We start from the raw sequence: 19,526 nt of genomic DNA, 5'->3' as shown, positions 1-19,526 counted from the left end.
CACCGACCAGCAAGCTGCGGCTGCCACGGCCGAGCGGCTGCGGGCGGCGGTCGCCACGCGCCAGATCGAGTACGCCGACACCTATCTGACGGTCACCGTGAGCATCGGCGTCGTCTCCTACCCCGAGGACGGCGAGACCGTCGAGACCCTGACGAGGTTGGCCGACCGAGCCCTCTATGCCGCCAAGCGCTCCGGTCGCAACCAGGTCAGCGGCCCACCAGCCGGCCCGTGACATAAACCAGCCCTGTCTCCAAACTCGGCCACATTGGAGACGTCGATCAACCCTTGTGCGTCTATCTCCGGCGGGACTACCGTGCTGGTGTCGGGTACTGCTCGGTACTCCCCTGAGGAGGACGGATGGGCCCTCCCGTCGTGCGCCTGCCCAAGGCGGCCCAAGCGGCCGGCATGGTGTTCGCCCGCCGCCGGTTCCTGACGTCACTGCGCGACCGGCACGGCCCGGCCTTCGTGCTCGACGTGCCGCCGTTCGGCAAGACCCTCGTGGTCAGCGACCCCGCCGCCCTCAAGCAGCTCTTCACCGCCGGCCCCGACGTCGCCGGCACGCCGCAGCCCAACCTCGGCCGCATGCTCGGCGCCGGCTCGATCTTCGGCCTCGACGGCGAGCCGCACCGGTTGCGGCGCAAGCTGCTCGTCCCGCCGTTCCACGGCCGGCGGATGCACGCCTACGCCGGCCTGATCGAGGAGGAGTTCCAGCGGGAGGCCGCGACCTGGCCGGTGGGGCGGGAGTTCGCGACCCTGACCCCGTTCATGCGGATCACCCTCAACGTGATCCTGCGGGCCGTCTTCGGCGCGGACGGCGCCGAGCTGCGCGAGCTCCGCGAGACGCTGCCGGCCTTCGTCACCTACGGCTCCCGGTTGACCATGCTGCCCGTGACCGACCGCGGCATCGGCCCGTGGAAACCGTGGCGCAAGTTCCGGGAATACCGGGCCTCGTACGACCGGACCGTCCAGATCCTGATCGACCGCGCCCGCGGCGACGACCAGCGCGACGACATCCTGGCCATGCTGCTGCAGAGCCGCTACGAGGACGGCGCGCCGATGACCGACGCGCACGTCAAGGACGAGCTGCTCACCCTGCTCGCGGCCGGGCACGAGACGACCGCGACCACGCTGGCCTGGGCGGTCGAACGGCTCAGCCGGCACCCCGCCGCGCTGTCCGCGCTGGTCGACGACCTCGACCGGGGCGGCACCGACCTGCTCCAGGCCACGATCCTGGAGATCCAGCGCACCCGGCCCGTGGTGATCAACACCGCCCGGCGGGTCAACGGCGACGGCCTGGTCATCGGCGGGATGCCCGTGCCGCGCGGGTGGACCGTGCTCGCCGGGATCGACCTGGTGCAGACCGACGGGACCGTCTTCCCCGACCCGCACCGGTTCGACCCGCGACGGTTCGTGGGCGAGAAGCCGGCCACGTACGCCTGGATCCCGTTCGGTGGCGGCACCCGGCGCTGCGTCGGCGCCGCGTTCGCCAACCTGGAGATGACCGTCGTGCTCCGCACGCTGCTGCGCGACTTCGAACTGCACACCACGCGCGCAGCCGGCGAGCGCTGGCACCCCCGCGGTGTCGCCTACGCACCGGCCAAGGGCGGCCGCGCGGTGGTGCACCGCCGCACCGGGTCGCGCCCCGCGCAGCACGAGCGGATGGCGGCGACCGCATGAGGGAGGAGCGCTTCGCCGACGCCGGGCGCGGGATAAGGCTCTGCTACGCCGAAGCGGGCGACCCGGCCGGCGAGCCGCTGCTGCTGATCATGGGACTCGGCCAGCAGCTCGTCGCCTGGCCGGCGGGCTTCGTGGAGCTTCTCGAACAGCGCGGCTACCGCGTGATCATGTTCGACAACCGGGACACCGGCCGGTCCACGCACGCCGACTACCCGCCGCCGTCGCTCGGGCGGATCCTCGCCGGCCGGATCCCGGCGCACGCGTACCACCTCGGCGACCTGGCCCGCGACACGGCCGGCCTCCTCGACGCGCTCGACATACCCAGCGCCCATCTGGTCGGCGTCTCGATGGGCGGCATGATCGCGCAGACCGTCGCCGCGCACTTCCCGCACCGCGTCCGCACGCTGACCTCGATCATGTCGACCACCGGCGCCCGCTTCGTCGGCCGGCCCCGGCTGTCCACCTGGCGGCTGATGGCGGCGCCGCCGCCCCGGAGCCGGGACGAGGCGGTGGACCGGTCCGTCCGGCTCTTCCGGCACATCGGCTCGCACGGCTTCCCCTTCGACGAGCCCGCCCTGCGCGCGCGGGCCGGGGCCGCCTGGGACCGCGACCATTCAGCCGCGGGCGTGGGCCGGCAGCTCGCCGCCATCTTCGCCTCCGGCGACCGCACCCGCGAGCTGCGCCAGATCCGCGTGCCGACGCTGGTCGTGCACGGCGACCGGGACCGGATGGTGCACCCGAGCGGCGGACGGATGACCCACCGGACCATCGCCGGCTCGCGCCTCGTGGTCATCCCCGGCCTGGGCCACGACTGCCCGGCCGGGGTGTGGCCGACGCTGGCCGACCTGATCGCCGGCCACGCGCGGATGGAGGCCGGCGATGTCGCGGCCTGAGCCCCTGGCCGGCCGCACGGCGGTGGTCACCGGTGCCGCGTCGGGGATCGGGCGGGCGCTCGCGGTGCGGCTCTCCGCGGCCGGCTGCCCGGTGGCGGTCGCCGACGTCGACGAGCCGGGCCTCAAGCAGGTCGACCTGCCCGGGCCGGCGCTGCGCCGCACCCTGGACGTGCGCGACGCGGCCGAGGTCAGCGCGTTCGCCGCCGAGGTGCGCGACTGGGCGCCGGCGCCGTTGGGCGCGGTGTTCAACAACGCGGGCGTGGCGCTCGGCTCGTCGGTGCTCGGCGCCGTGCCGGCGGACGACGACTGGCTGCACGAGATCAACTTCCGCGGGGTGGTCAACGGCGTGCGGGCGTTCCTGCCGCTGCTGGTCGCGCAGGACGCCGGCACGATCGTCAACACCTCCAGCGTGTACGGGTTGATCGGCGTTCCCTACCAGAGCGCCTACTGCGCCGCGAAGTTCGCGGTGCGCGGGTTCACCGAGGCCCTGCGGCAGGAGCTGCGGGGGAGCGGGGTGCGGGCGGCGACCGTACACCCGGGTGGGGTGAAGACCGGCATCGCGCGCAACGCCCGGTTCCGCGGTGACCCGGAAGGTCGCGGCCGCACCCACGAGCAGATCGCGGCGGAGTTCGACGCGATCGCCCGGACCACGCCGGAACGCGCCGCCGCGATCATCCACAAAGGAGTCGACCGGGGCAAGGCGCGGATCCTCGTCGGCCCGGACGCCTACCTGGTCGACGCGCTGGCCCGGCTGGCGCCGACCCACTACTGGGACATCGTCGCCGGGCTGCGACGCCGCCGGTGACCGCCGACCCGGTCCGGGAGCGGTTGCTGAAGGGGCTGCACCGGGCGATCGAGGAGCGCGGCTACCGGGAGACCACGATCGCCGACATCGTGCGGCACGCGCGGGCGTCCAGGAGCACGTTCTACCAGGTGTACGAGACGAAGGACGACTGCCTGCTGGCGTTGATGGAGGCGGCGAACGGCGCGCTGATGCGGCGGATCGTGACCGCGGTCGACCCGGCCGCGCCGTGGGAGCTGCAGACCCGGCAGGCGGTGCTGGCCTACATCGGCCACGTCTCGGCCAGCCCGGAGCTGTCACTGTGCTGGATCAGGGAGTTCCCGTCGCTCGGCCCGGTCGCGGGCCGGGTCCGCCGCGAGACGATGAACGCGCTCGCCGACCTCGTGCAGCGGCTGACCGCCAACGAGCCGTTCCGCCGCTCGGGTCGGGCGCCGGTCTCCCGCGAGCTGGCCCTGGTCATTCTCGGCGGTCTGCGTGAGCTGACCGCGACCGTGCTGGAGGAGGGCGGCGACGTCCGCGACGTGGCGGAGACCGGGATCGCGGCCGCCGTCGCCCTGCTCGGCGCGGCCGCGCCGGCCGGACCGTCACCCGCCCCGACCGCCGGCGGCCTGTTGCTCACCGAGGAGCAGTGGGCCCGGATCCGCCCGCTGCTGCCGCCGGCCCGCGCGGCGACGGGTCGCCCGCCGGCACCGCAGCGGCAGGTGGTCGAGGCGCTGGTCTACCGCGACCGGGCGGGCATCGCGTGGCGCGACCTGCCGCCGCGGTTCGGCCCGTGGCAGACGGCGTGGAAACGGCACCGCCGCTGGACGGCGGACGGCACCTGGGACCGCGTCCGGAGCGCCCTCACAGGGGTTTCAGGAACGGGGTGAACCCGACGGCGCCGGGTCCGTACCGCTCGTCGGCCGCGCGTCGATCCTCATCGGTGGCGACGTCGACCCGCACGTCAACCCGGTTCTCCACGACGTCGATGCTGGTGGCGGTCACTCCCGGCAGGGAAGCCTCCACATCGGACCGGACGCGCTCGAGGTCGGCTGTCGTGCGGGCAGCGGGCAGGACGCACAGCGCGCCGCCCCAGACCCGGCGCAACCTGTTCTCGTGCGCCGCCAGGTCACCGGTGAAGCGGACGTTGAGCACCAGCTTCTTCGGGTCGTTCTCGCCACCGTTCTGGTCGATCCAGGCACCGGCGGCAGCCGGCGCGGAATCGACCAGCGCCCGCGCCTTCTGGAGCGCGGCGTCGGTGGCCTTCGCGTGGTCGACGACGCGCCAACCACCGGCCGGCGGAGGACAGGGGCTGGTGAAGTCGGGCCCCTGGCGGTGCCGATCCAGCCGCGGTGGTCCCGGTGGCTCGGTCAGCGTGAGCCGCTCACCGTCGAAGGTGCCCACCACTTCGAACACGCCGTGCCTGGTGCCGTCGATGTCCTGGTGTGCGACCTGCTCCCAGGACCAGCCGACGATGTCGATGCCCTGGCACTGCGGCTTCAGCGACGCCGTGGCTGTTTCGCACAACTGCGGGCCGTGCGTCACGTCTTCCAGCACGATGCCGTTTGCGCGGTAGCGCTCGCCCCGCGCCTGCTCCCCGGCCTCGGCGACCACGGGCGGCGGGCCGTCGACCTGACCGCAACCGACCAGCATCGCGCCACAAAGGCCGGACACCACGAGCACTCGTGTTCTCATACCTGTTGCGACGCAACCGATCCGGCGACGGTTCCCCACGGACATCGCAAGATCAGCTAGCCTGCACCGTCGTGGGTATGTATGGCATGTGGCTGCGGGTCACGCCGGCCGAGCTGGCGCGTGGCCGCGACGACCTCGACTGGCTGCAGGAGCACGCGGAGGCCATCGTCGAGATCGACGACGACGCCCGCTGGAACAGCACCGACAAGACCTGGCACGCCCTCGACCACCTGCTGAGGCGTCGGGGGTTCCCGGTCAGCATCGTCCTCGGCGAGGAATGCTTCGTCGACGACGAAGAGGACACGGACGTCGACTGGGGCTACGGCCCGCCGCGCTACCTCACGCCGGAGCAGGTGCGGGCCGCGGCGGAGGCCCTCGCCGCACTCACCGAAGCCGACCTGATCGAGGGCGTCGACGTGGCAGACCTCGCGAAGGCCGAGATCTACCCGTCGGTCTGGGACGACCCGGCCGAACTGCCATGGGCGGCCCACGCTCTGCCGTCCGCACAGACGCTCTTCGCCGAGGCGGCCAAGGACGGCGACGCGATCATCTGCTGGATCGAGTGACGGCCAGGTCTGCGTCGAAGTCCTGACCGGGCGCGGCGGACCCAGACGCCGGATGGAACCACGCCGGTCACGACCGGATACGACAACGGTATTCCGGCCGCGCCCGGCGCGGCCCAAGCCGACGTCCAGGCCTCGCCTCGCTCCGGCCAGGACTTCGACACAGACCCCTAGACAAGCTCCAGGAACGGACTGAACTCCACCGCGCCCGGGCCGTAGCGGGCGTCGGCGGCCCGGCGGACAGCGTCGGTGGCGGCCCACACCTGCGCCACCACCCGGTTGCCCATCACGTCGATGTACGCGTCGGTGACGCCAGGCAAGGCCTGCCTGACCGTGGACCGAATGCTGTTCAGCTCGGCCGTCGTGCGGGTCGCCGGCGCGACGCACAGGGCGCCACCCCAGACCGTGCGCAGCCGCTTCTGGTGCGCCGGCAGGTCGCCGGTGAAGCGGACGTTCAGGATCAGGATCCGCCGCCCCCGGGTGTCGAGGGTCGATTCGACCCATGCGCCCGCGGCCTCCGGCGAAGAGTCGATCATGGCCCGCGCCTTCCGCAGATCGGCGTGGCTGGCCTTCGCCCGGTTGACGACCCGCCACCGCACGTACGATGGCGGACACGGGCTGATGGTGGCCACCCCACCGCTCGGCATCGAAATCTGCGGTCGTTCCGGTGGCTTGGTCAGTGTGAATCGTTCCCCGTCAAAGGTGCCCACGACGGCGAACGTGCCGAACCGCACACCGCTGACGGTGTCGTGTGGGACGTCATCCCACGACCAGCCGACGATGTCGAGCCCGTCGCACCGCGGCGGGTCGGACTTCTCCGTCGTCGCGCACAGCTGCGGGCCGTGTGTCGCGTCCTCCAGCACGACACGGGTGGCGGCGTAGCGAGGGCTCGGCGTGGCCTGGACCGCGGGCGTGGGCGTCGGCGAGGGCGTTGGCGACGGTCCGTCGGCGGCATCACAGGCGGCGAGCGACGTGCCGCCCAGGACGGCGACGACCAGCAGGAGGCGTGGCCGCATCGGGGATCACATCGGCTCGAGGAAGCCGGTGAGCCGGACCGTGCCCGGGCCGTAGCGGGCGTCCAACTCCTGGCGGCGGGCGTCGGTGGCGACGTAGACGTCCGCCGTCACCTGGTTGGCGACCACGTCGATGCCCGAGTTGAGCACGTCGGGCAGCGCGGCCTGGATCCGGCGCAGCTCCGCGAGCGTCCGCCGCGCCGGCGACACGCAGAGGGCGCCACCCCAGACCGCGCGCAACCGCTGCGTGTGCGCGGCGACCTCGCCGGTCGTGCGCACGTTGAGGACCAGCTTCTTCGGGTCGTTCTCGCCGCCGTTCTGGTCGATCCAGGCACCGGCGGCACCCGGCGCGGACTCGGCCAGCGCCAACGCCTCCTGCAGCGCCGCGTCCGTGGCCTTGGCGTCGTCGACGACCCGCCAGCCACCGGGCGGCGGGGGACAGGCGCTGCTGAAGTCCGGCATCGGGCTGGTCGTCCCCTGCCCGCCGCCCGCCCGCGCCGGCTCGGTGAGGGTGAGCCGCTCGCCGTCGTAGGTGCCGACGATCTCGAACGACCCCCAGCGGGTGCCGCCGGCGCTCTCGTGCGCGAGGCCGTCCCACGACCAGCCGACGATGTCCAGCCCGCCGCATTGCGGCGGATGCGACAGAGCGGCGTTGAAGCACAGTTGCGGGCCGTGGTCGGCGTTCTCCAACACCAGACCGACGGTGCGGTAGCGGAAGCTGTGGGTCTCGGGCGTGAGATCGGGTTCCGGTTCGGCGCCGAACGACGGGCCTTCCGGCTCGCCGCAACCGGCCAGCGGGGTGATCAGCAGACCGGCGAGCACGAAGACGAGGAGGTGGCGTGGTTTCACACCTACTGCGACGTCCCGACCGTGCCGACGGTTCCGCTCAGAGCAGGCCGGCCGCCATCGCGGTGGTGACGGCGGCGGTGCGGTCGTTGACCCCCAGCTTCGCGAAGGCGCGCAGCAAGTGGGTCTTGACGGTCGCCTCGCTGATGTGGAGCGCGCGGGCGATCTCGCCGTTGGACCGGCCCTCGGCGACCAGGCGCAGCACCTCGACCTCGCGGGCCGACAGGCCGTCGGGCCGGGGATTGCGCACCCGGTGCAACAGGCGGGTCGCCACCGACGGGCTGAGCACCGTCTCGCCGCGCGCCGCGGCCCGCACCGCGGCCAGCAGGTCCATCCTGGAGGCGTCCTTGAGCAGGTAGCCGGCCGCGCCGGCCTCGACCGCGCGCAGGATGTCGGCGTCGGTCTCGTAGGTGGTGAGCACGACCACCCGCGTGGCCGGCAACGCCGCCAGGATCTGCGCGGTCGCGCCTACCCCGTCGAGCGCCGGCAGGCGCAGGTCCATCAGCACCACCGACGGGCGCAGCGCCGCCGCCGCCGTCACCGCCTCCGGGCCCGACGCGGCCTCGCCGACCACGGTGATGTCCGGCTCCCCGGCGAGCAGGCCGAGCACACCGGCCCGGACCACCGGATGGTCGTCCACCAGCAGCACCGTGATCACGCCCGCACCTCCACGCGTACCGTCGTGCCGGCCCCAGGCTTCGAGTCCACCGTCAACGAGCCGCCCACCTGCGCCACCCGCGCCCGCATGCCCGGCAAACCGTAGCCGGCCGACGGCGACAGCGCGGGATCGAAGCCCGGGCCCGGGTCGCACACCGTCAGCGTCACGAGGGACGCGCCGTAATCCAACGACACGGACGCGGGCCCGGCGGCGTGCTTGCGCACGTTCGTCAACGCCTCCTGCGCCGCCCGCAGCAACACCACGTCCAACCCTGTCGACAATGGACGGACCGGCCCACTCACGGCCAACGACGGCGACAGCCGGCGCAGCGCGTCCACCAACGAACGCCCGTCCAACAGCGCCGGCGTCAGGGCCGCCACCAACGCCCGAGCCTCGTCGAGGTTGTCCCGGGCCGTGTCCAGCGCAAGCGCGAGATGCGCGTCGGCCCGGTCAGGGTCGGACCGCGCCGCTTGGATCAGCATCACCACGCTCGACAGGCCCTGTGCGATCGTGTCGTGGATGTCGCCGGCCAACCGCTGCCGTTCGGCGAGCATGCCGAGCCGGGCCACCTCGGCCCGGGACGCGGCCAGCTCACGGATCAGCTCCGCCCGCTCGTCACTCTGGGAGAGGATCCGCTGCGACCACGTGCCGAAGATCGTCGAAAGGGTCACGATCACCAGGGCCATCGGCACGAGCTCGCCGAACAGCACGGACGCGTCCCCGTCGACGATCCAGAAGTTCGCGACGTGTGTGCCGGTGAACAGCACCGTCGCCACCACCGCGAACCGGGCCGGCAGCACCATGAAGCACTGTGGACAGAGGGCGAACAGTGCGAACGACGCGCCGCTGACCAGCGCCACCGCCGGCACGTAGCAGGCGAACGCGCCCAGGAGGTAGGCGAAGCCGCGCCAGCCGGTCTCCTCGTCGCGCATGAACCGGCGCCCGATCAGCACGTAGAGCAACGCGATGCCGCCCAGCAGCCCGGCCGACGCCCACCCCGCGGCGGGCGAGGACGCGGTGCGCAGCACGAACACCGCGACACCGACGCCGACCACCGCGAAGTACGCGTCGAACCAGTGGAACCGGGTCACCCACGCCGACTCCAGCGGAACGTGGTCAGACATAGCACCAGTCCTCCGATGCACCAGGCGGCGAGCACGAGTGCGGTGCGCCCATGCTCCCACGACGGCACGACCTCCTGCGGCAGGATGCTGTCCGGCAGGAACGCCGACCGGAAGCCCTGCGCCATCCACTTGAGCGGGAACACCGAACCGAGCTGGATCACCCAGTCCGGCAGCGCGCCAACGGGCGTGTAGTAGATGCCGGAGATGAACCCCAGCACCACGTACGGCAGGTTGAGCACCGCCGCCGCGCTGCGGGCCGTCCGCGGCAGCGCGCCGGCCGCGACACCGAGCAGGCCGCACGCCACCACGCCGAGCCCGAACACCCACGCGAACGTCAGCCACCGCGCGGGGGAGGACGGCAGCGAGAGGTCGAACAGCACGATCCCGATGCCGACGATCAGCACCACCTCGAGCACGGTCACCGCGACGACGAGCAGGACCTTCCCGATGAGGTACGCCAGCGGCGGCATCGGCAGCCCCCGCAACCGTTTGAGCGTGCCGTCGTCCCGGTCGGTGGCGATGCCGATGCCCAGGTTGACGAACGTCGTCGAGGCGACCCCCGCCGCGATCATCGACGGCACCAGGTACTGCGCCGAGGTCACCGTCGAACCCTCGTAGACGCCGCTGAACAGCGAGCCCAACAGCGTGAGCAGCACGATCGGCAGCGCGAACGTGAACACCACCGCGTCCCGCTCCCGCCAGAACTGCCGCAGCTCGATGCCGGCCCGCGCCGCTCCGAGCGAAACCACGGTCATCGTGCGCCTCCGATCAGGTCGAGGTAGACGTCCTCCAGCGACGGCCGGGTGACCGAGAGGCCGGGCACGGGCCCGCCGTAGGAGGCGGTGAGCCGGGCCACCACGGCGGCCGGATCGGTGGTCCGCTCCGCGCCGTCGCGCCAGGAGACCGTGGCGACGTCGCGCTCGCCCAAGGAAGCCGGCGCGCCCTCGGCGACCACCCGCCCGGCCGCGATCACCGTGACGTGGTCGGCCAGCGCCTCCGCCTCGTCGAGGTAGTGGGTGGTGAGCAGGATCGTCGTGTCCTCGAGTCCGCGCACCACCGACCAGAACTGCCGCCGGGCGACCGGGTCGAACCCGGTGGTCGGCTCGTCGAGGAAGAGCAGCCGGGGCCGCCCCACGATGCCGAGCCCCACGTCGAGCCGCCGCCGCTGACCGCCGGAGAGCTTGCGCACCCGGCTGTCCCGCTTCTCGCTCAGCCCGACCAGCTCGAGCGTCTCGTCGAGCCCGCGCGACCGCGGGAAGTACCGGGCCACGTGCCGGACGATCTCGGCCACGGTCAGCTCGCCGGCGTCCGCGGTGGCCTGCAGCACGATCCCGATCTCGCGGCGCCACGCCAGCCCGCCCCGACCCGGGTCGACACCGAGCACGCTGACCTCGCCGGCGTCCCGTTCCCGGTGCCCTTCGAGGATCTCCACCGTCGTGGTCTTGCCGGCGCCGTTGGGCCCGAGCAGCGCCCGCACCTCGCCGTGCGGGATGTCCAGGTCGAGCCCGTCCACCGCAATGGTGTCGCGATAGGACTTTCGCAGCCCTCGTACGCGTACCGCCTGGTCTGTCATGCCCTTGATGGTCGGCCGCGCGAAGCGGCCCGCGGGACGACCGGCGGTCGGAACTCCCATGTCCACCGACCGGTGGACACGGGAGCCGGCAGGCCGGGCGGGGGCTCTCGAACCCGCCCGGCCCACCGACTCAAAGGGTACGCGTACCCAGGATTGCCTCGATCATGCCGACACGACCGGAACCAGGGCGTGGAGCAGCAGATCGGTCAGCGCCGCCAGCCCGTCCTCGCTCAGCACCGACTCGGGATGGAACTGCACGCCGGCGAACGCCGGACCGCGCAGCGCGTGCACGCTGTCGTCGTCGGCCCGGGCGAGCTCGACGGGACCGTAGGGTGACGACAGCACCGACGACGTCGCGGTCGGCGTGAACGTCGAGTAGAAGCCCACCCGGCGCGGCTCACCGAACAGGTCGACCACCTTCTGCACGCCCTGGTACGGCGCCCGCCGGCGGTGCATGCCGAGCCCCAGCAGCGACGACAGGATCTGGTGGCCGAGGCAGACGCCGAGCAGCGGGCGACCGTCGACCAGCCGGGCGGTGACCACCGAGCGCATCGCGGCCATCTTCGGCGACGCGAGGTCGCCCGGGTCACCCGGTCCCGGGCCGGCGATCACCAGGTCGGCGTCGCCCCAGGCCGGCGCGGTCCACGGCACCACCGACACCCGCAGGCCCAGCGCGCGCAACTGGTGGGCGAGCATCCCGGTGAAGGTGTCCTCCGCGTCGACCACCACCACCCGCCGCCCGGCCAGGGCCGGCACGACCAGCGCGTCCGGCTCGGGGCGCTCGTCGAGCCAGAACCGCGCCAGGTGGTCGTTGCGCGCCGACAGCAGCGACAGCACCTCGGCGTCGGCGGCCCGGGAGACCGGCCGGTCCGCGGGCGGGCGCGCCGGCACGAGGCCGAGCGCCGACAGGATGCCGGCCGCCTTCGCGTGGGTCTCGGCCACCTCGCCCGCGGTGGTCGAGTGCCGGACCAGCGTGGCACCCACCGGCACCCGCAGCGACCCGCTCGCGGTGATCTCCGCCGAGCGGATCAGGATCGGCGCGTCCAGGGTCTGCCGCCCGTCGGCGTCGTGCCCGAGCAGGGCCACCACGCCGCCGTAGTAACGCCGCCCGCGACCCTCGTGCCGGGCGATCACCCGGCAGGCGTTCTCGATCGGGCTGCCGGTCACGGTCGGCGCGAACATGGTCTCCCGCAGGACGTCCCGGACGTCCCGGGTGCACCGCCCGGCCAGCAGGTACTCGGTGTGCGTGAGGTGCGCCATCTCCTTGAGGTAAGGCCCGACGACCTGGCCGCCGGTCTCCGCGACCGTCGCCATCATCTTGAGCTCCTCGTCGAGCACCATGTAGAGCTCCTCGACCTCCTTCGGGTCGGCGAGGAACTCCAGCAGGTCGACGCCCGAGCCGGTCCGGTGCGTACCCGAGATGGGGTTCATCATCACCAGCCCGTCCTCGACCGACACGTGCCGCTCGGGCGAGGCGCCGACGATCGCGCGGGCGCCGGTGTGCACGACGAACGTCCAGTACGCGCCGCGTTCGTCGAGCAGCAGCCGGCGGTACGCGGCCAGCGCCGCGGCCACCGGCGGCCCGTCGACCTGGGCCGTGAACGCGCGGTGGATGACGAAGTTGGCACCCTCGCCCCGGCCGATCTCGTCGGACAGCACCTGGGACACGGTCGCGGCGTACTCGTCGTCGCCGACGTCGAACCCGGCCTCACCGACGGTCCGGACCGGCGCGTCCGGCAGTGCCGCGAGGACCTCCGCGAGCGGCACCCGCCGGTGGGTCTCGATCGACAGGCACTCCAGGGGTACGCCGTCGTCGACGGCCTCGAAGCCGCGTTCGACGACCTGGCGATAGGGGACCACGGCGAGCGCGGGGACGGGGATCTCGGCGAGCGTGGCTACGGTGCGCACCGGTCCGGTGTACACGTCGACGTGGTCGGCGCCTTCGCGGCGCACCAGGGCGAACGGGCTGTGCTGATCGAGCTGCATCGCGGTTTCCTCAAGGCTCGGGCGGGTGCCGTCGAGCGGAAACCGATGACCGGGCCGCCTCGAGGGCGGCCGCGTCGGATGGTTACGCGCGGGAGTGGGCCGCCGGGTCGGCGGGCCACCACATGCTCAATCGCGCGTGCATGGGCAGCAACGTACCGGTTGCGGGCGCGGTTCGGAAGAGGAACCGCGGGGTACGGTGGCGGGCGATGAACGTTCTCGCCCTCGACCTGGGCACCTCCTCGGTGCGCGCGATGGTCTTCGACGACCGGGCGCTGGCCCGCCCCGACGCGCTCGCCCGCCGCGGCTTCGACCTGTCGATCGCCGCCGACGACTCGGGCGGCGCGACCCTGGACGCCGGCGAATACCTGGCCGCCCTCTGCGCGTGCCTCGACGAGCTGGCCAAGGGCGGGCACCTCGACGACATCGGGCTCGTCGCCGCGTCCGCGCAGTGGCACTCGGTGCTGCCGCTGGACGCCGCCGGCCGCCCGCTCGGCCCGGTGGTCACCTGGCTCGACACCCGGCCCGCGCCGCCCGACGGTGCCACCGGCCCGCTCGACCCGGAGGCGTTCCACCAGCGCACCGGCGCCTGGTGGCACCGCTTCTACTGGACGGTCAAGCTGCCCTGGCTGCGCGGCCTCGGTCTGGCACCGGCCCGCTACACCGGACTGGTGGAATACATCCTCGGCGAGCTGCTCGGCGAGGCGCCGATGTCGGTGTCACAGGCGTCCGGCACCGGCCTGCTCGACACGGCCGCGCTGGAGTGGGACCCGGAGGCGCTGGAGATCGCCGGCGTGACCACCGACCACGTGCCGGCGCTCGCACCGCTCGGCTGGCTCGGCCGGCTCCGGCCCGAGTACGCCCGCCGCTGGCCGCAGCTGGCCGGGGCGTCGTGGTGTCCCGCGATCGGCGACGGCGCCGCGTCCAACATCGGCTCCGGCGCCGTCGACGAGACCCGGGCGGCGGTCACCGTCGGCACGTCGGCCGCGGTGCGGCTGGTGCAGCCGGCGCCGCGCGGCGTGGAACTGCCGCCGTTGCCGCACCGCCTTTGGCGCTACCGGGTCGACGACCACCGCGTCGTGACCGGCGCCGCGTACTCCGCCGGTGGCAACCTGTTCGCCTGGGCCCGGCGCGAGCTGCGCCTGCCCGACGGCGCCGCGCTGGAGGAGACGCTGCAGGACATCGCGCCCTTCGCCGGCGTGCGGGCGGACCCGCGGCTGGGCGGCGACCGGCCGCCGGGCACGGCGCCGGCCGGCTCCGGCGCGCTGAGCGGCATCGGGTTCGGCACCACCGCCACCGAGCTGTTCGCGGGGATGATGACCGGCGTCTGCACGATGGTGCTCGGCGACCTCGAGGTGCTCGAGTCCACCGTCGACCACCGGGTCGCGGTCACCCTCGGCGGCGGCGCGATCGCCGCGTCGCCGTGGTGGCGACGGGCGTTCGAGCTCGCGCTCGCGCCGCGCGAGGTCGCACACGTCGACGACCCGGAGGTCGGCTGCACCGGCGCTGCCCTGGTCGCACTCGGTCGTGCGGACCAAACGTCTGGGTGACTTCACTCCGCGCTGATCTCTCTGCGAGGATGGCTCAACCGGACGGACGAGGTGCTGCCGCCGGATGGGCGGCTCGTCCCTCCACCTCGCGTTCAAGGTGACCACACTGGGCGGTCGTCCCCGTGCGTGGCGGTGCCGCGCCTGGTTGGATGAACGGGTTTCCCGGTGTGGCCGGCGCCGGGGCGACGAGGAGGACGGGTGGCAGGAGCGACCGGGCAGCCCCGAGGCGCCGTGCCGCACCATCGCCGGCAGCACGGTGAGGCGCCGCTGACCCCGCACCGTCGCAACTCCCGCTACCGCCTGCGCGACTGGCGGATCCGCACCAAGCTCACCGCGATCCTGATCATCCCGTCGGTGGCCTTCGTCCTGCTCGCCGGTTTCCAGGCGCGCACCGTCTTCACCCAGGCCGGCGCGCTCAGCGAGTTTTCCGCGCAGGTTGGCGTGGCCGACGAGATCACCGCCCTGGTGCACGCCGTCCAGCAGGAACGCGACCGCACCGCCGGCGAGCTGGCGGCACCCGCCGACCTGGCCGGCCGCCCCGACGCCGCGCGGCTGACCAATGTGCTGCGTCCCTACGAGGACGCCGTCGACGCGGCCGCGACCCGGTTCCGCGCCGTCGCCGACCCGACCCTCGGCGGCGACGTCTCCTGGCAGGTCGCCTACGGCCGCACGGTCGAGCTGATCGACCAGCTGCCGACCCTGCGCACCGCGGCCACCGGCAGCGCCACGCCGCAGACCGTCTTCGACACGTACACCCGGCTGGTCGACGCCCTGCTCGCGCTGCTCGCCGAGCCCTCGCCCGGCGCCGAGCACCCCGACCTCTCGCAGGCGGTGCTGCGCTCCGTGCAGCTCGCCCGGGTCAAGGAGCTGGGCTCGCGGGCCCGGGCCCGGATCTTCGCCGCCTCGAAGGCCGGCGCCTACGGTCCCGACGACCTGGTGACGCTCTCCGACCTGCGCACGCAGCAGCTCGCGGCGCTCGCCGAGTTCCGGATCAACGCCACATCGGACCAGGTGACGCTCTACGACGACACCTCGGCGCTGCCGCAGTTCGTGGAGGCGACCCGGCTGGAGGAGCGCACCATCGGCACCGCGCGGGCGCCCGAGGTGCTCGGTGCCGAGCTGTGGTGGGCGGCCAGCCAGAACCGCGCCGAAGAGCTGCGCAAGGTCGAGGAGCGGGTCGACGCCGACGCCGCCGCGTCCGCCGGTGACCGCAGCGGCGCCCAGCTCCGCGACAGCCTCCTGGTCGCCGGCGGCATCCTGCTGGTCCTGGCGATCGCGGTGCTCGCCTCGTTCATCGTCGGCCGGTCGATCGCCCGGTCGCTGCGGACCCTGCGGACACACGCTCTGCAGGTGGCCCAGGTGCAGCTGCCCGAGGCGTTGGACAGGCTGCGCGCGATGGGCGGCGGCGCGGTGCCGCGGATCGACGTGTGGCCGGCCGCGGTCAAGTCGATGGACGAGATCGGTGAGGTGGCGGAGGCGTTCGTCGCCGTGCACCACAGCGCGATCGCGGTCGGCGTCGAGCAGGCCACCATGCGCCGCACGGTCAACGCGATGTTCGTCAACCTGGCCCGGCGCAGCCAGGTGCTGGTCGAGCGGCAGCTCGAGCTGCTCGACGAGCTGGAGCGCGAGGAGAGCGACCCGGACCAGCTCGACAACCTGTTCAAGCTGGACCATCTCGCCGCGCGCATGCGCCGCAACGACGACAGCCTGCTGGTGCTGGCCGGCATCGAGTCGCCGCGGCGGTGGAGCGACCCGGTGGCGCTGCCGGCCGTCATCCTCGCCGCGGTCGCCGAGATCGAGTCGTATCCGCGGGTGCGCCACGACGCCATCGACCCCGTGCACGTGATCGGGCACGTGGTCGGCGACCTGGTGCACCTGCTCGCCGAGCTGCTGGAGAACGCGACCGTGTTCTCGCCGCCGACGACCACGGTGCACGTGTTCGCGCACGGCGGCTCCCGGGTCGGCACGGTCATCGAGATCGCCGACGACGGGCTGGGCATGTCGGCGGCCGCGCTGCAGGAGGCCAACGACACGCTGGCCGCGCCGCCGCTCGCCGACGTGGCGGCCTCCGAGCGGATGGGCCTGTTCGTGGTCAGCCACCTCGCCGCGCGGCACGGCATCCGCGTGGAGCTGCGCGCCGGTCGCCGTGGCGGCGTGATCGCGGTGGTGCGGGTGCCCGCCGACCTGCTGGTGCACGACCGCGCCGAGCTGCCGTACCGCCCGGCCCGCCCGATGTTGGCCGCGGTCGCCGCCGTTTCCGGCGCGGCGCCGTCGCTGCAGCCTGCGCCGCGCGCCGGCGGCCCGGCGTCGGGCGTTCCGGTGCAGGCGCTGACACTGTCGACACCCGGCAACGGCGTGCCGGCCGTCGCCGCCCCGCCCGTTCCGCTGCCCATCGGCGGCAACGGGCACGAGGTGCCGGCGCCGGCCGCCCGGGCTCTGCCCGAGACTCCGGCGGCCCTGATGGACGGCCCGCTCGGCCGCCGGCCGGGGCGGTCGACGACGCCGCGCCCCGGCGACACCGCCGTGGGCGTCTCCTGGTTCTCGCGCAGCGCCGGACCGGCGCCCACCGGCGCGGTCCCGCCCGCGGTGCCGCCATCAATGCCGCCCGCGGTGCCGCCATCAGTGCCGGTCACCGGCGGGACGGGCCGGTCCGGCCTGCCCCTGCGGGTGCCGATGGCGCAGCTGCCGGGCGGCAACGTCGCCGCCACGGTGCCGGCGCAGCGCAACGAAGCCGATCCGGACGCGGTGAGCAACCTGCTGAGCAGCTTCTACGGCGGTGTGCGGCGAGCCGAGTCCGAGGACACCAACGATCTGACGAGCGCGCCGGCCTGGCGCGGAGAACGGGAGCAACGATGACGACGCTCAGCCGCGAGGCGCGCGACCTGAGCTGGCTGGTCAGCGGCTTCGCCCAGCGGGTGCCGGGCGTGGCGCACGCGATCGTGGTGTCCTCCGACGGCCTACTCATCGCCGTCTCCGACCACCTGCCCAGAGACAACGCCGACAAGCTCGCCGCGGTCACCTCGGGCGTCATGAGCATCACCAGCGGCGCCGCCCAGATGTTCGACAACGACTACGTCAAGCAGACCGTGGTCGAGATGGGCCGCGGCTACTTCCTGGTCATGCACATCCGCGACGGCTCGATCCTGGCCACGCTGGCCGGCGCCGACGCCGACATCGGCGTGGTCGGTTACGAGATGGCCCGGCTGGCCAAGCAGGCCGGCGAGATGCTCACGCCGGCACTGCGGGCCGAGCTCCAGCAGGCACTACCCCGTTAGACGGTGTTGTCCCTGATCACCCCTTGGTACCAGCGCGCGCTGCGCTTGGGGATCCGGCGCTGCGTCGGGTAGTCCACGTAGACCAGTCCCCAGCGCTGCTCGTACCCCTCGGCCCATTCGAAGTTGTCCATCAGCGACCACACGTGGTAGCTCTCCAGCGGCACACCGGCCCCGATCGCCCGGTGTGCCGCGGCGAAGTGGTCCCGGAGGAACTCGACGCGGCCCGGGTCGTCGACCGTGCCGTCGGCACCCAGCTCGTCCGGGCACGGCAGGCCGTTCTCGGTGATGGTCAGCGGGATCGGCCCGTAGTCGCGGGTGATCCGGGTCAGCATGTCGAACAGACCGTCCGGGAAGATCTGCTGCCAGAACGCCTCCGAGGTCGGCCAGCGCATCTCGGTCCGGCCGCCGGGTGCGACGTAGTAGGGCGTGTAGTACTGCACCGCGACCAGGTCGACCGGTGACGAGATGACCGCGAGGTCGCCGTCGCGGATGCCGCGCACCATGCGGCTTTCCGGGCCGAGGTCGTCGAGCACGTCCTGCGGGTACGCGCCGCGCAACACCGAGTCGAGATAGAGCCGGTTCTCGTAGCCGTCGTAGAGGTGCGTGGCGGCCGCCGCCTCCGGCGTGTCGTCGACCGGGTAGCACGGGTGCAGGTTGAACGCCGGCCCGATCCGCGCGGTCGACGACGCGCGCAGCGCCCGCACCGCGAGCCCGTGCGCGAGCTGGAGGTGGTGCGCCACCAGGTAGGCGGCGGACGCGTCACGCAGCCCGGGCGCGTGGTGCCCGCCCAGGTAACCGTTCTGCACCACGGTCTTCGGCTCGTTGATGGTCAGCCAGACCGGCACCGTGGCGCCGAGGGCCTCGAACACCTCGGCCGCGTAGTCGCCGAACCGGTAGGCGACGTCGCGGTTCTCCCAGCCGCCCGCGTCCTGCAACGCCTGCGGGAGATCCCAGTGGAACAGCGTCGCCATCGGCTCGATGCCCCGCTCCAGCAGCCCGTCGACCAGCCGGCGGTAGAAGTCGAGCCCGCGCTGGTTGGCCTTGCCGGTGCCATCGGCCTGCACCCGCGGCCAGGAGATGCTGAAGCGGTAGGTCTGCAGACCCAGGTCCTTCATCAGGTCCAGGTCGCTCGCCCAGCGGTGGTAGTGGTCGGCCGCGACGTCGCCGGTGTCGCCGTTGCGCGTGCGGCCGGGCGTGTGGCTGAACGTGTCCCAGATCGACGCGCCGCGGCCGTCCTCCTTGGCGGCACCCTCGATCTGGTACGCGGACGTGGCGGCGCCCCAGCGGAAGCCGTCCGGGAACCGCAGCCCCAGCCGGCGTTCCGGGTCCGGGTCGGCGTCCGGTGAGTCGGGGTCGCAGGCGGCGGCGAGCATCGACGCCGCGGAGATGGCGACCGCGGCGGCCGGTCGCACGGAGGCCCGTGCGGCGGTCGCGGCGGTCGCCGAGAGCGCGGCGCGGCGCAGCAGGCGCCGTCGGGTCAGCACGGTCATGTCGCAGGTCTCCTCGGGGTGGGATCTGGGAGCGCTCCCAAGATCGTACAGCGAAAAGCCCGGTGCCGGAAGCCCGGACATCTGTCAAAGCCAGACAAAATAGACGGTCGACCGGTTCGGCGTCGCCGCCTGTCCTGTCGACCGATTCATGCCCGTAACAATCAAGGGCTAGCGTTGGGGGCGGGGAGGGCAACCCCACCCCCAACCTCAGTTACATACACGCACGACGGTTGGCACCAGGCGTGCGTGTCGCGCGGGAGCCGGGCCACGCGAGTGGCGGTGGTTCCACCTCCTCTCGAGGGGGAGCGGAGACCGGCGGCGGAGTCCGGGCTGGCCCGTCGCCGGCCTATCCTGATATCCATCAATGGAAGCGCTCCCATCGACGTTGGTCAGACTGTAGCTGTC

18 protein-coding genes are annotated in these 19,526 nt (G+C 73.2%); 9 read left to right on the top strand and 9 right to left on the bottom strand.

Translation table 11 applies throughout. The annotated features are described in order from the left end of the window. From Air01nite_RS35775 to Air01nite_RS35755, 5 genes are all read left to right on the top strand, one after another. Window positions 1-232 (top strand): GGDEF domain-containing protein (locus Air01nite_RS35775; protein WP_203707821.1); only part of this gene is annotated, 232 nt, incomplete at its 5' end. Between the two features lie 125 nt (window positions 233-357). Next, window positions 358-1,677, top strand: a complete 1,320-nt coding sequence (locus Air01nite_RS35770; RefSeq protein WP_203707820.1) for a cytochrome P450 — start codon at window positions 358-360, stop codon at window positions 1,675-1,677. Further along, window positions 1,674-2,570 (top strand): alpha/beta fold hydrolase, encoded by an 897-nt coding sequence (locus Air01nite_RS35765; RefSeq protein WP_239091204.1) that lies wholly within the window; start codon window positions 1,674-1,676, stop codon window positions 2,568-2,570. Before Air01nite_RS35770 ends, Air01nite_RS35765 begins: the two co-directional genes overlap by 4 nt. Then, window positions 2,557-3,375, top strand: coding sequence for an SDR family NAD(P)-dependent oxidoreductase (locus Air01nite_RS35760; protein ID WP_203707819.1), 819 nt, complete (start codon window positions 2,557-2,559; stop codon window positions 3,373-3,375). The genes Air01nite_RS35765 and Air01nite_RS35760 overlap by 14 nt, the downstream gene beginning before the upstream one ends. Continuing rightward, window positions 3,372-4,241: a transposase gene (locus Air01nite_RS35755; protein ID WP_203707818.1), complete on the top strand. Its 870-nt coding sequence runs from the start codon at window positions 3,372-3,374 to the stop codon at window positions 4,239-4,241. The genes Air01nite_RS35760 and Air01nite_RS35755 overlap by 4 nt, the downstream gene beginning before the upstream one ends. Here Air01nite_RS35755 and Air01nite_RS35750 read toward each other — a convergent pair. Continuing rightward, window positions 4,216-5,046, bottom strand: a complete 831-nt coding sequence (locus Air01nite_RS35750; protein ID WP_203707817.1) for a hypothetical protein — start codon at window positions 5,044-5,046, stop codon at window positions 4,216-4,218. The genes Air01nite_RS35755 and Air01nite_RS35750 overlap by 26 nt on opposite strands. A gap of 77 nt (window positions 5,047-5,123) precedes the next feature. Between Air01nite_RS35750 and Air01nite_RS35745 the strand changes: the two genes are divergently transcribed. After that, complete coding sequence (locus tag Air01nite_RS35745) at window positions 5,124-5,612, top strand: DUF1877 family protein (RefSeq protein WP_203707816.1); 489 nt, start codon at window positions 5,124-5,126, stop codon at window positions 5,610-5,612. Window positions 5,613-5,779: 167 nt separating this feature from the next. Here the strand turns inward: Air01nite_RS35745 and Air01nite_RS35740 are convergent, their stop codons facing one another. The 7 genes from Air01nite_RS35740 to Air01nite_RS35710 form a co-directional block, all read right to left on the bottom strand. After that, window positions 5,780-6,625 carry a hypothetical protein gene (locus Air01nite_RS35740; protein WP_203707815.1) on the bottom strand — a complete coding sequence of 282 codons (846 nt, stop codon included), beginning with the start codon at window positions 6,623-6,625 and terminating at the stop codon, window positions 5,780-5,782. A 6-nt stretch (window positions 6,626-6,631) separates the two neighbouring features. Next, window positions 6,632-7,471 carry a hypothetical protein gene (locus Air01nite_RS35735; RefSeq protein WP_203707814.1) on the bottom strand — a complete coding sequence of 280 codons (840 nt, stop codon included), beginning with the start codon at window positions 7,469-7,471 and terminating at the stop codon, window positions 6,632-6,634. 37 nt (window positions 7,472-7,508) lie between these two features. After that, the gene (locus Air01nite_RS35730) at window positions 7,509-8,126 is read right to left on the bottom strand and encodes a response regulator (RefSeq protein WP_203707813.1); all 618 of its coding nucleotides are present in this window, start codon (window positions 8,124-8,126) and stop codon (window positions 7,509-7,511) included. After that, window positions 8,123-9,250 (bottom strand): sensor histidine kinase, encoded by a 1,128-nt coding sequence (locus Air01nite_RS35725; RefSeq protein WP_239091203.1) that lies wholly within the window; start codon window positions 9,248-9,250, stop codon window positions 8,123-8,125. Before Air01nite_RS35725 ends, Air01nite_RS35730 begins: the two co-directional genes overlap by 4 nt. Beyond that, a complete protein-coding gene (locus Air01nite_RS35720; RefSeq protein WP_203707812.1) occupies window positions 9,214-10,005 on the bottom strand; it encodes an ABC transporter permease in 792 nt (263 codons plus the stop codon). Before Air01nite_RS35720 ends, Air01nite_RS35725 begins: the two co-directional genes overlap by 37 nt. Then, on the bottom strand, window positions 10,002-10,823 hold the full coding sequence (locus tag Air01nite_RS35715) for an ABC transporter ATP-binding protein (RefSeq protein ID WP_203707811.1): 822 nt from the start codon (window positions 10,821-10,823) through the stop codon (window positions 10,002-10,004). The genes Air01nite_RS35720 and Air01nite_RS35715 overlap by 4 nt, the downstream gene beginning before the upstream one ends. Window positions 10,824-10,985: 162 nt before the next feature. After that, complete coding sequence (locus tag Air01nite_RS35710; RefSeq protein ID WP_203707810.1) at window positions 10,986-12,809, bottom strand: anthranilate synthase family protein; 1,824 nt, start codon at window positions 12,807-12,809, stop codon at window positions 10,986-10,988. A 206-nt stretch (window positions 12,810-13,015) separates the two neighbouring features. Here Air01nite_RS35710 and Air01nite_RS35705 point away from each other — a divergent pair, with 206 nt between their 5' ends. From Air01nite_RS35705 to Air01nite_RS35695, 3 genes are all read left to right on the top strand, one after another. Beyond that, window positions 13,016-14,356 (top strand): FGGY family carbohydrate kinase, encoded by a 1,341-nt coding sequence (locus Air01nite_RS35705; protein ID WP_203707809.1) that lies wholly within the window; start codon window positions 13,016-13,018, stop codon window positions 14,354-14,356. A gap of 198 nt (window positions 14,357-14,554) precedes the next feature. Further along, window positions 14,555-17,212 (top strand): sensor histidine kinase, encoded by a 2,658-nt coding sequence (locus tag Air01nite_RS35700; RefSeq protein ID WP_203707808.1) that lies wholly within the window; start codon window positions 14,555-14,557, stop codon window positions 17,210-17,212. After that, on the top strand, window positions 17,209-17,631 hold the full coding sequence (locus Air01nite_RS35695) for a roadblock/LC7 domain-containing protein (RefSeq protein ID WP_203707807.1): 423 nt from the start codon (window positions 17,209-17,211) through the stop codon (window positions 17,629-17,631). The genes Air01nite_RS35700 and Air01nite_RS35695 overlap by 4 nt, the downstream gene beginning before the upstream one ends. On the opposite strand, the gene Air01nite_RS35690 is transcribed toward Air01nite_RS35695, so the two are convergent. Further along, the gene (locus Air01nite_RS35690; RefSeq protein ID WP_203707822.1) at window positions 17,628-19,004 is read right to left on the bottom strand and encodes a GH1 family beta-glucosidase; all 1,377 of its coding nucleotides are present in this window, start codon (window positions 19,002-19,004) and stop codon (window positions 17,628-17,630) included. The two genes, Air01nite_RS35695 and Air01nite_RS35690, sit on opposite strands and share 4 nt — an antisense overlap. Window positions 19,005-19,526: the final 522 nt, after the last annotated feature.

It is taken from the genome of Asanoa iriomotensis (genome assembly GCF_016862515.1).
Lineage (GTDB): Bacteria > Actinomycetota > Actinomycetes > Mycobacteriales > Micromonosporaceae > Asanoa > Asanoa iriomotensis.
This window is presented reverse-complemented; position numbering and strand designations above follow the sequence as displayed.

Coding starts and splice junctions, on each gene's coding strand:
- Air01nite_RS35770 (WP_203707820.1), top strand. CDS start 358: ATGGGCCCTCCCGTCGTGCGCCTGCCCAAGGCGGCCCAAGCGGCCGGC.
- Air01nite_RS35765 (WP_239091204.1), top strand. CDS start 1,674: ATGAGGGAGGAGCGCTTCGCCGACGCCGGGCGCGGGATAAGGCTCTGC.
- Air01nite_RS35760 (WP_203707819.1), top strand. CDS start 2,557: ATGTCGCGGCCTGAGCCCCTGGCCGGCCGCACGGCGGTGGTCACCGGT.
- Air01nite_RS35750 (WP_203707817.1), bottom strand. CDS start 5,046: ATGAGAACACGAGTGCTCGTGGTGTCCGGCCTTTGTGGCGCGATGCTG.
- Air01nite_RS35745 (WP_203707816.1), top strand. CDS start 5,124: ATGTATGGCATGTGGCTGCGGGTCACGCCGGCCGAGCTGGCGCGTGGC.
- Air01nite_RS35740 (WP_203707815.1), bottom strand. CDS start 6,625: ATGCGGCCACGCCTCCTGCTGGTCGTCGCCGTCCTGGGCGGCACGTCG.
- Air01nite_RS35725 (WP_239091203.1), bottom strand. CDS start 9,250: ATGTCTGACCACGTTCCGCTGGAGTCGGCGTGGGTGACCCGGTTCCAC.
- Air01nite_RS35720 (WP_203707812.1), bottom strand. CDS start 10,005: ATGACCGTGGTTTCGCTCGGAGCGGCGCGGGCCGGCATCGAGCTGCGG.
- Air01nite_RS35715 (WP_203707811.1), bottom strand. CDS start 10,823: ATGACAGACCAGGCGGTACGCGTACGAGGGCTGCGAAAGTCCTATCGC.
- Air01nite_RS35710 (WP_203707810.1), bottom strand. CDS start 12,809: ATGCAGCTCGATCAGCACAGCCCGTTCGCCCTGGTGCGCCGCGAAGGC.
- Air01nite_RS35705 (WP_203707809.1), top strand. CDS start 13,016: ATGAACGTTCTCGCCCTCGACCTGGGCACCTCCTCGGTGCGCGCGATG.
- Air01nite_RS35695 (WP_203707807.1), top strand. CDS start 17,209: ATGACGACGCTCAGCCGCGAGGCGCGCGACCTGAGCTGGCTGGTCAGC.
- Air01nite_RS35690 (WP_203707822.1), bottom strand. CDS start 19,004: ATGCTCGCCGCCGCCTGCGACCCCGACTCACCGGACGCCGACCCGGAC.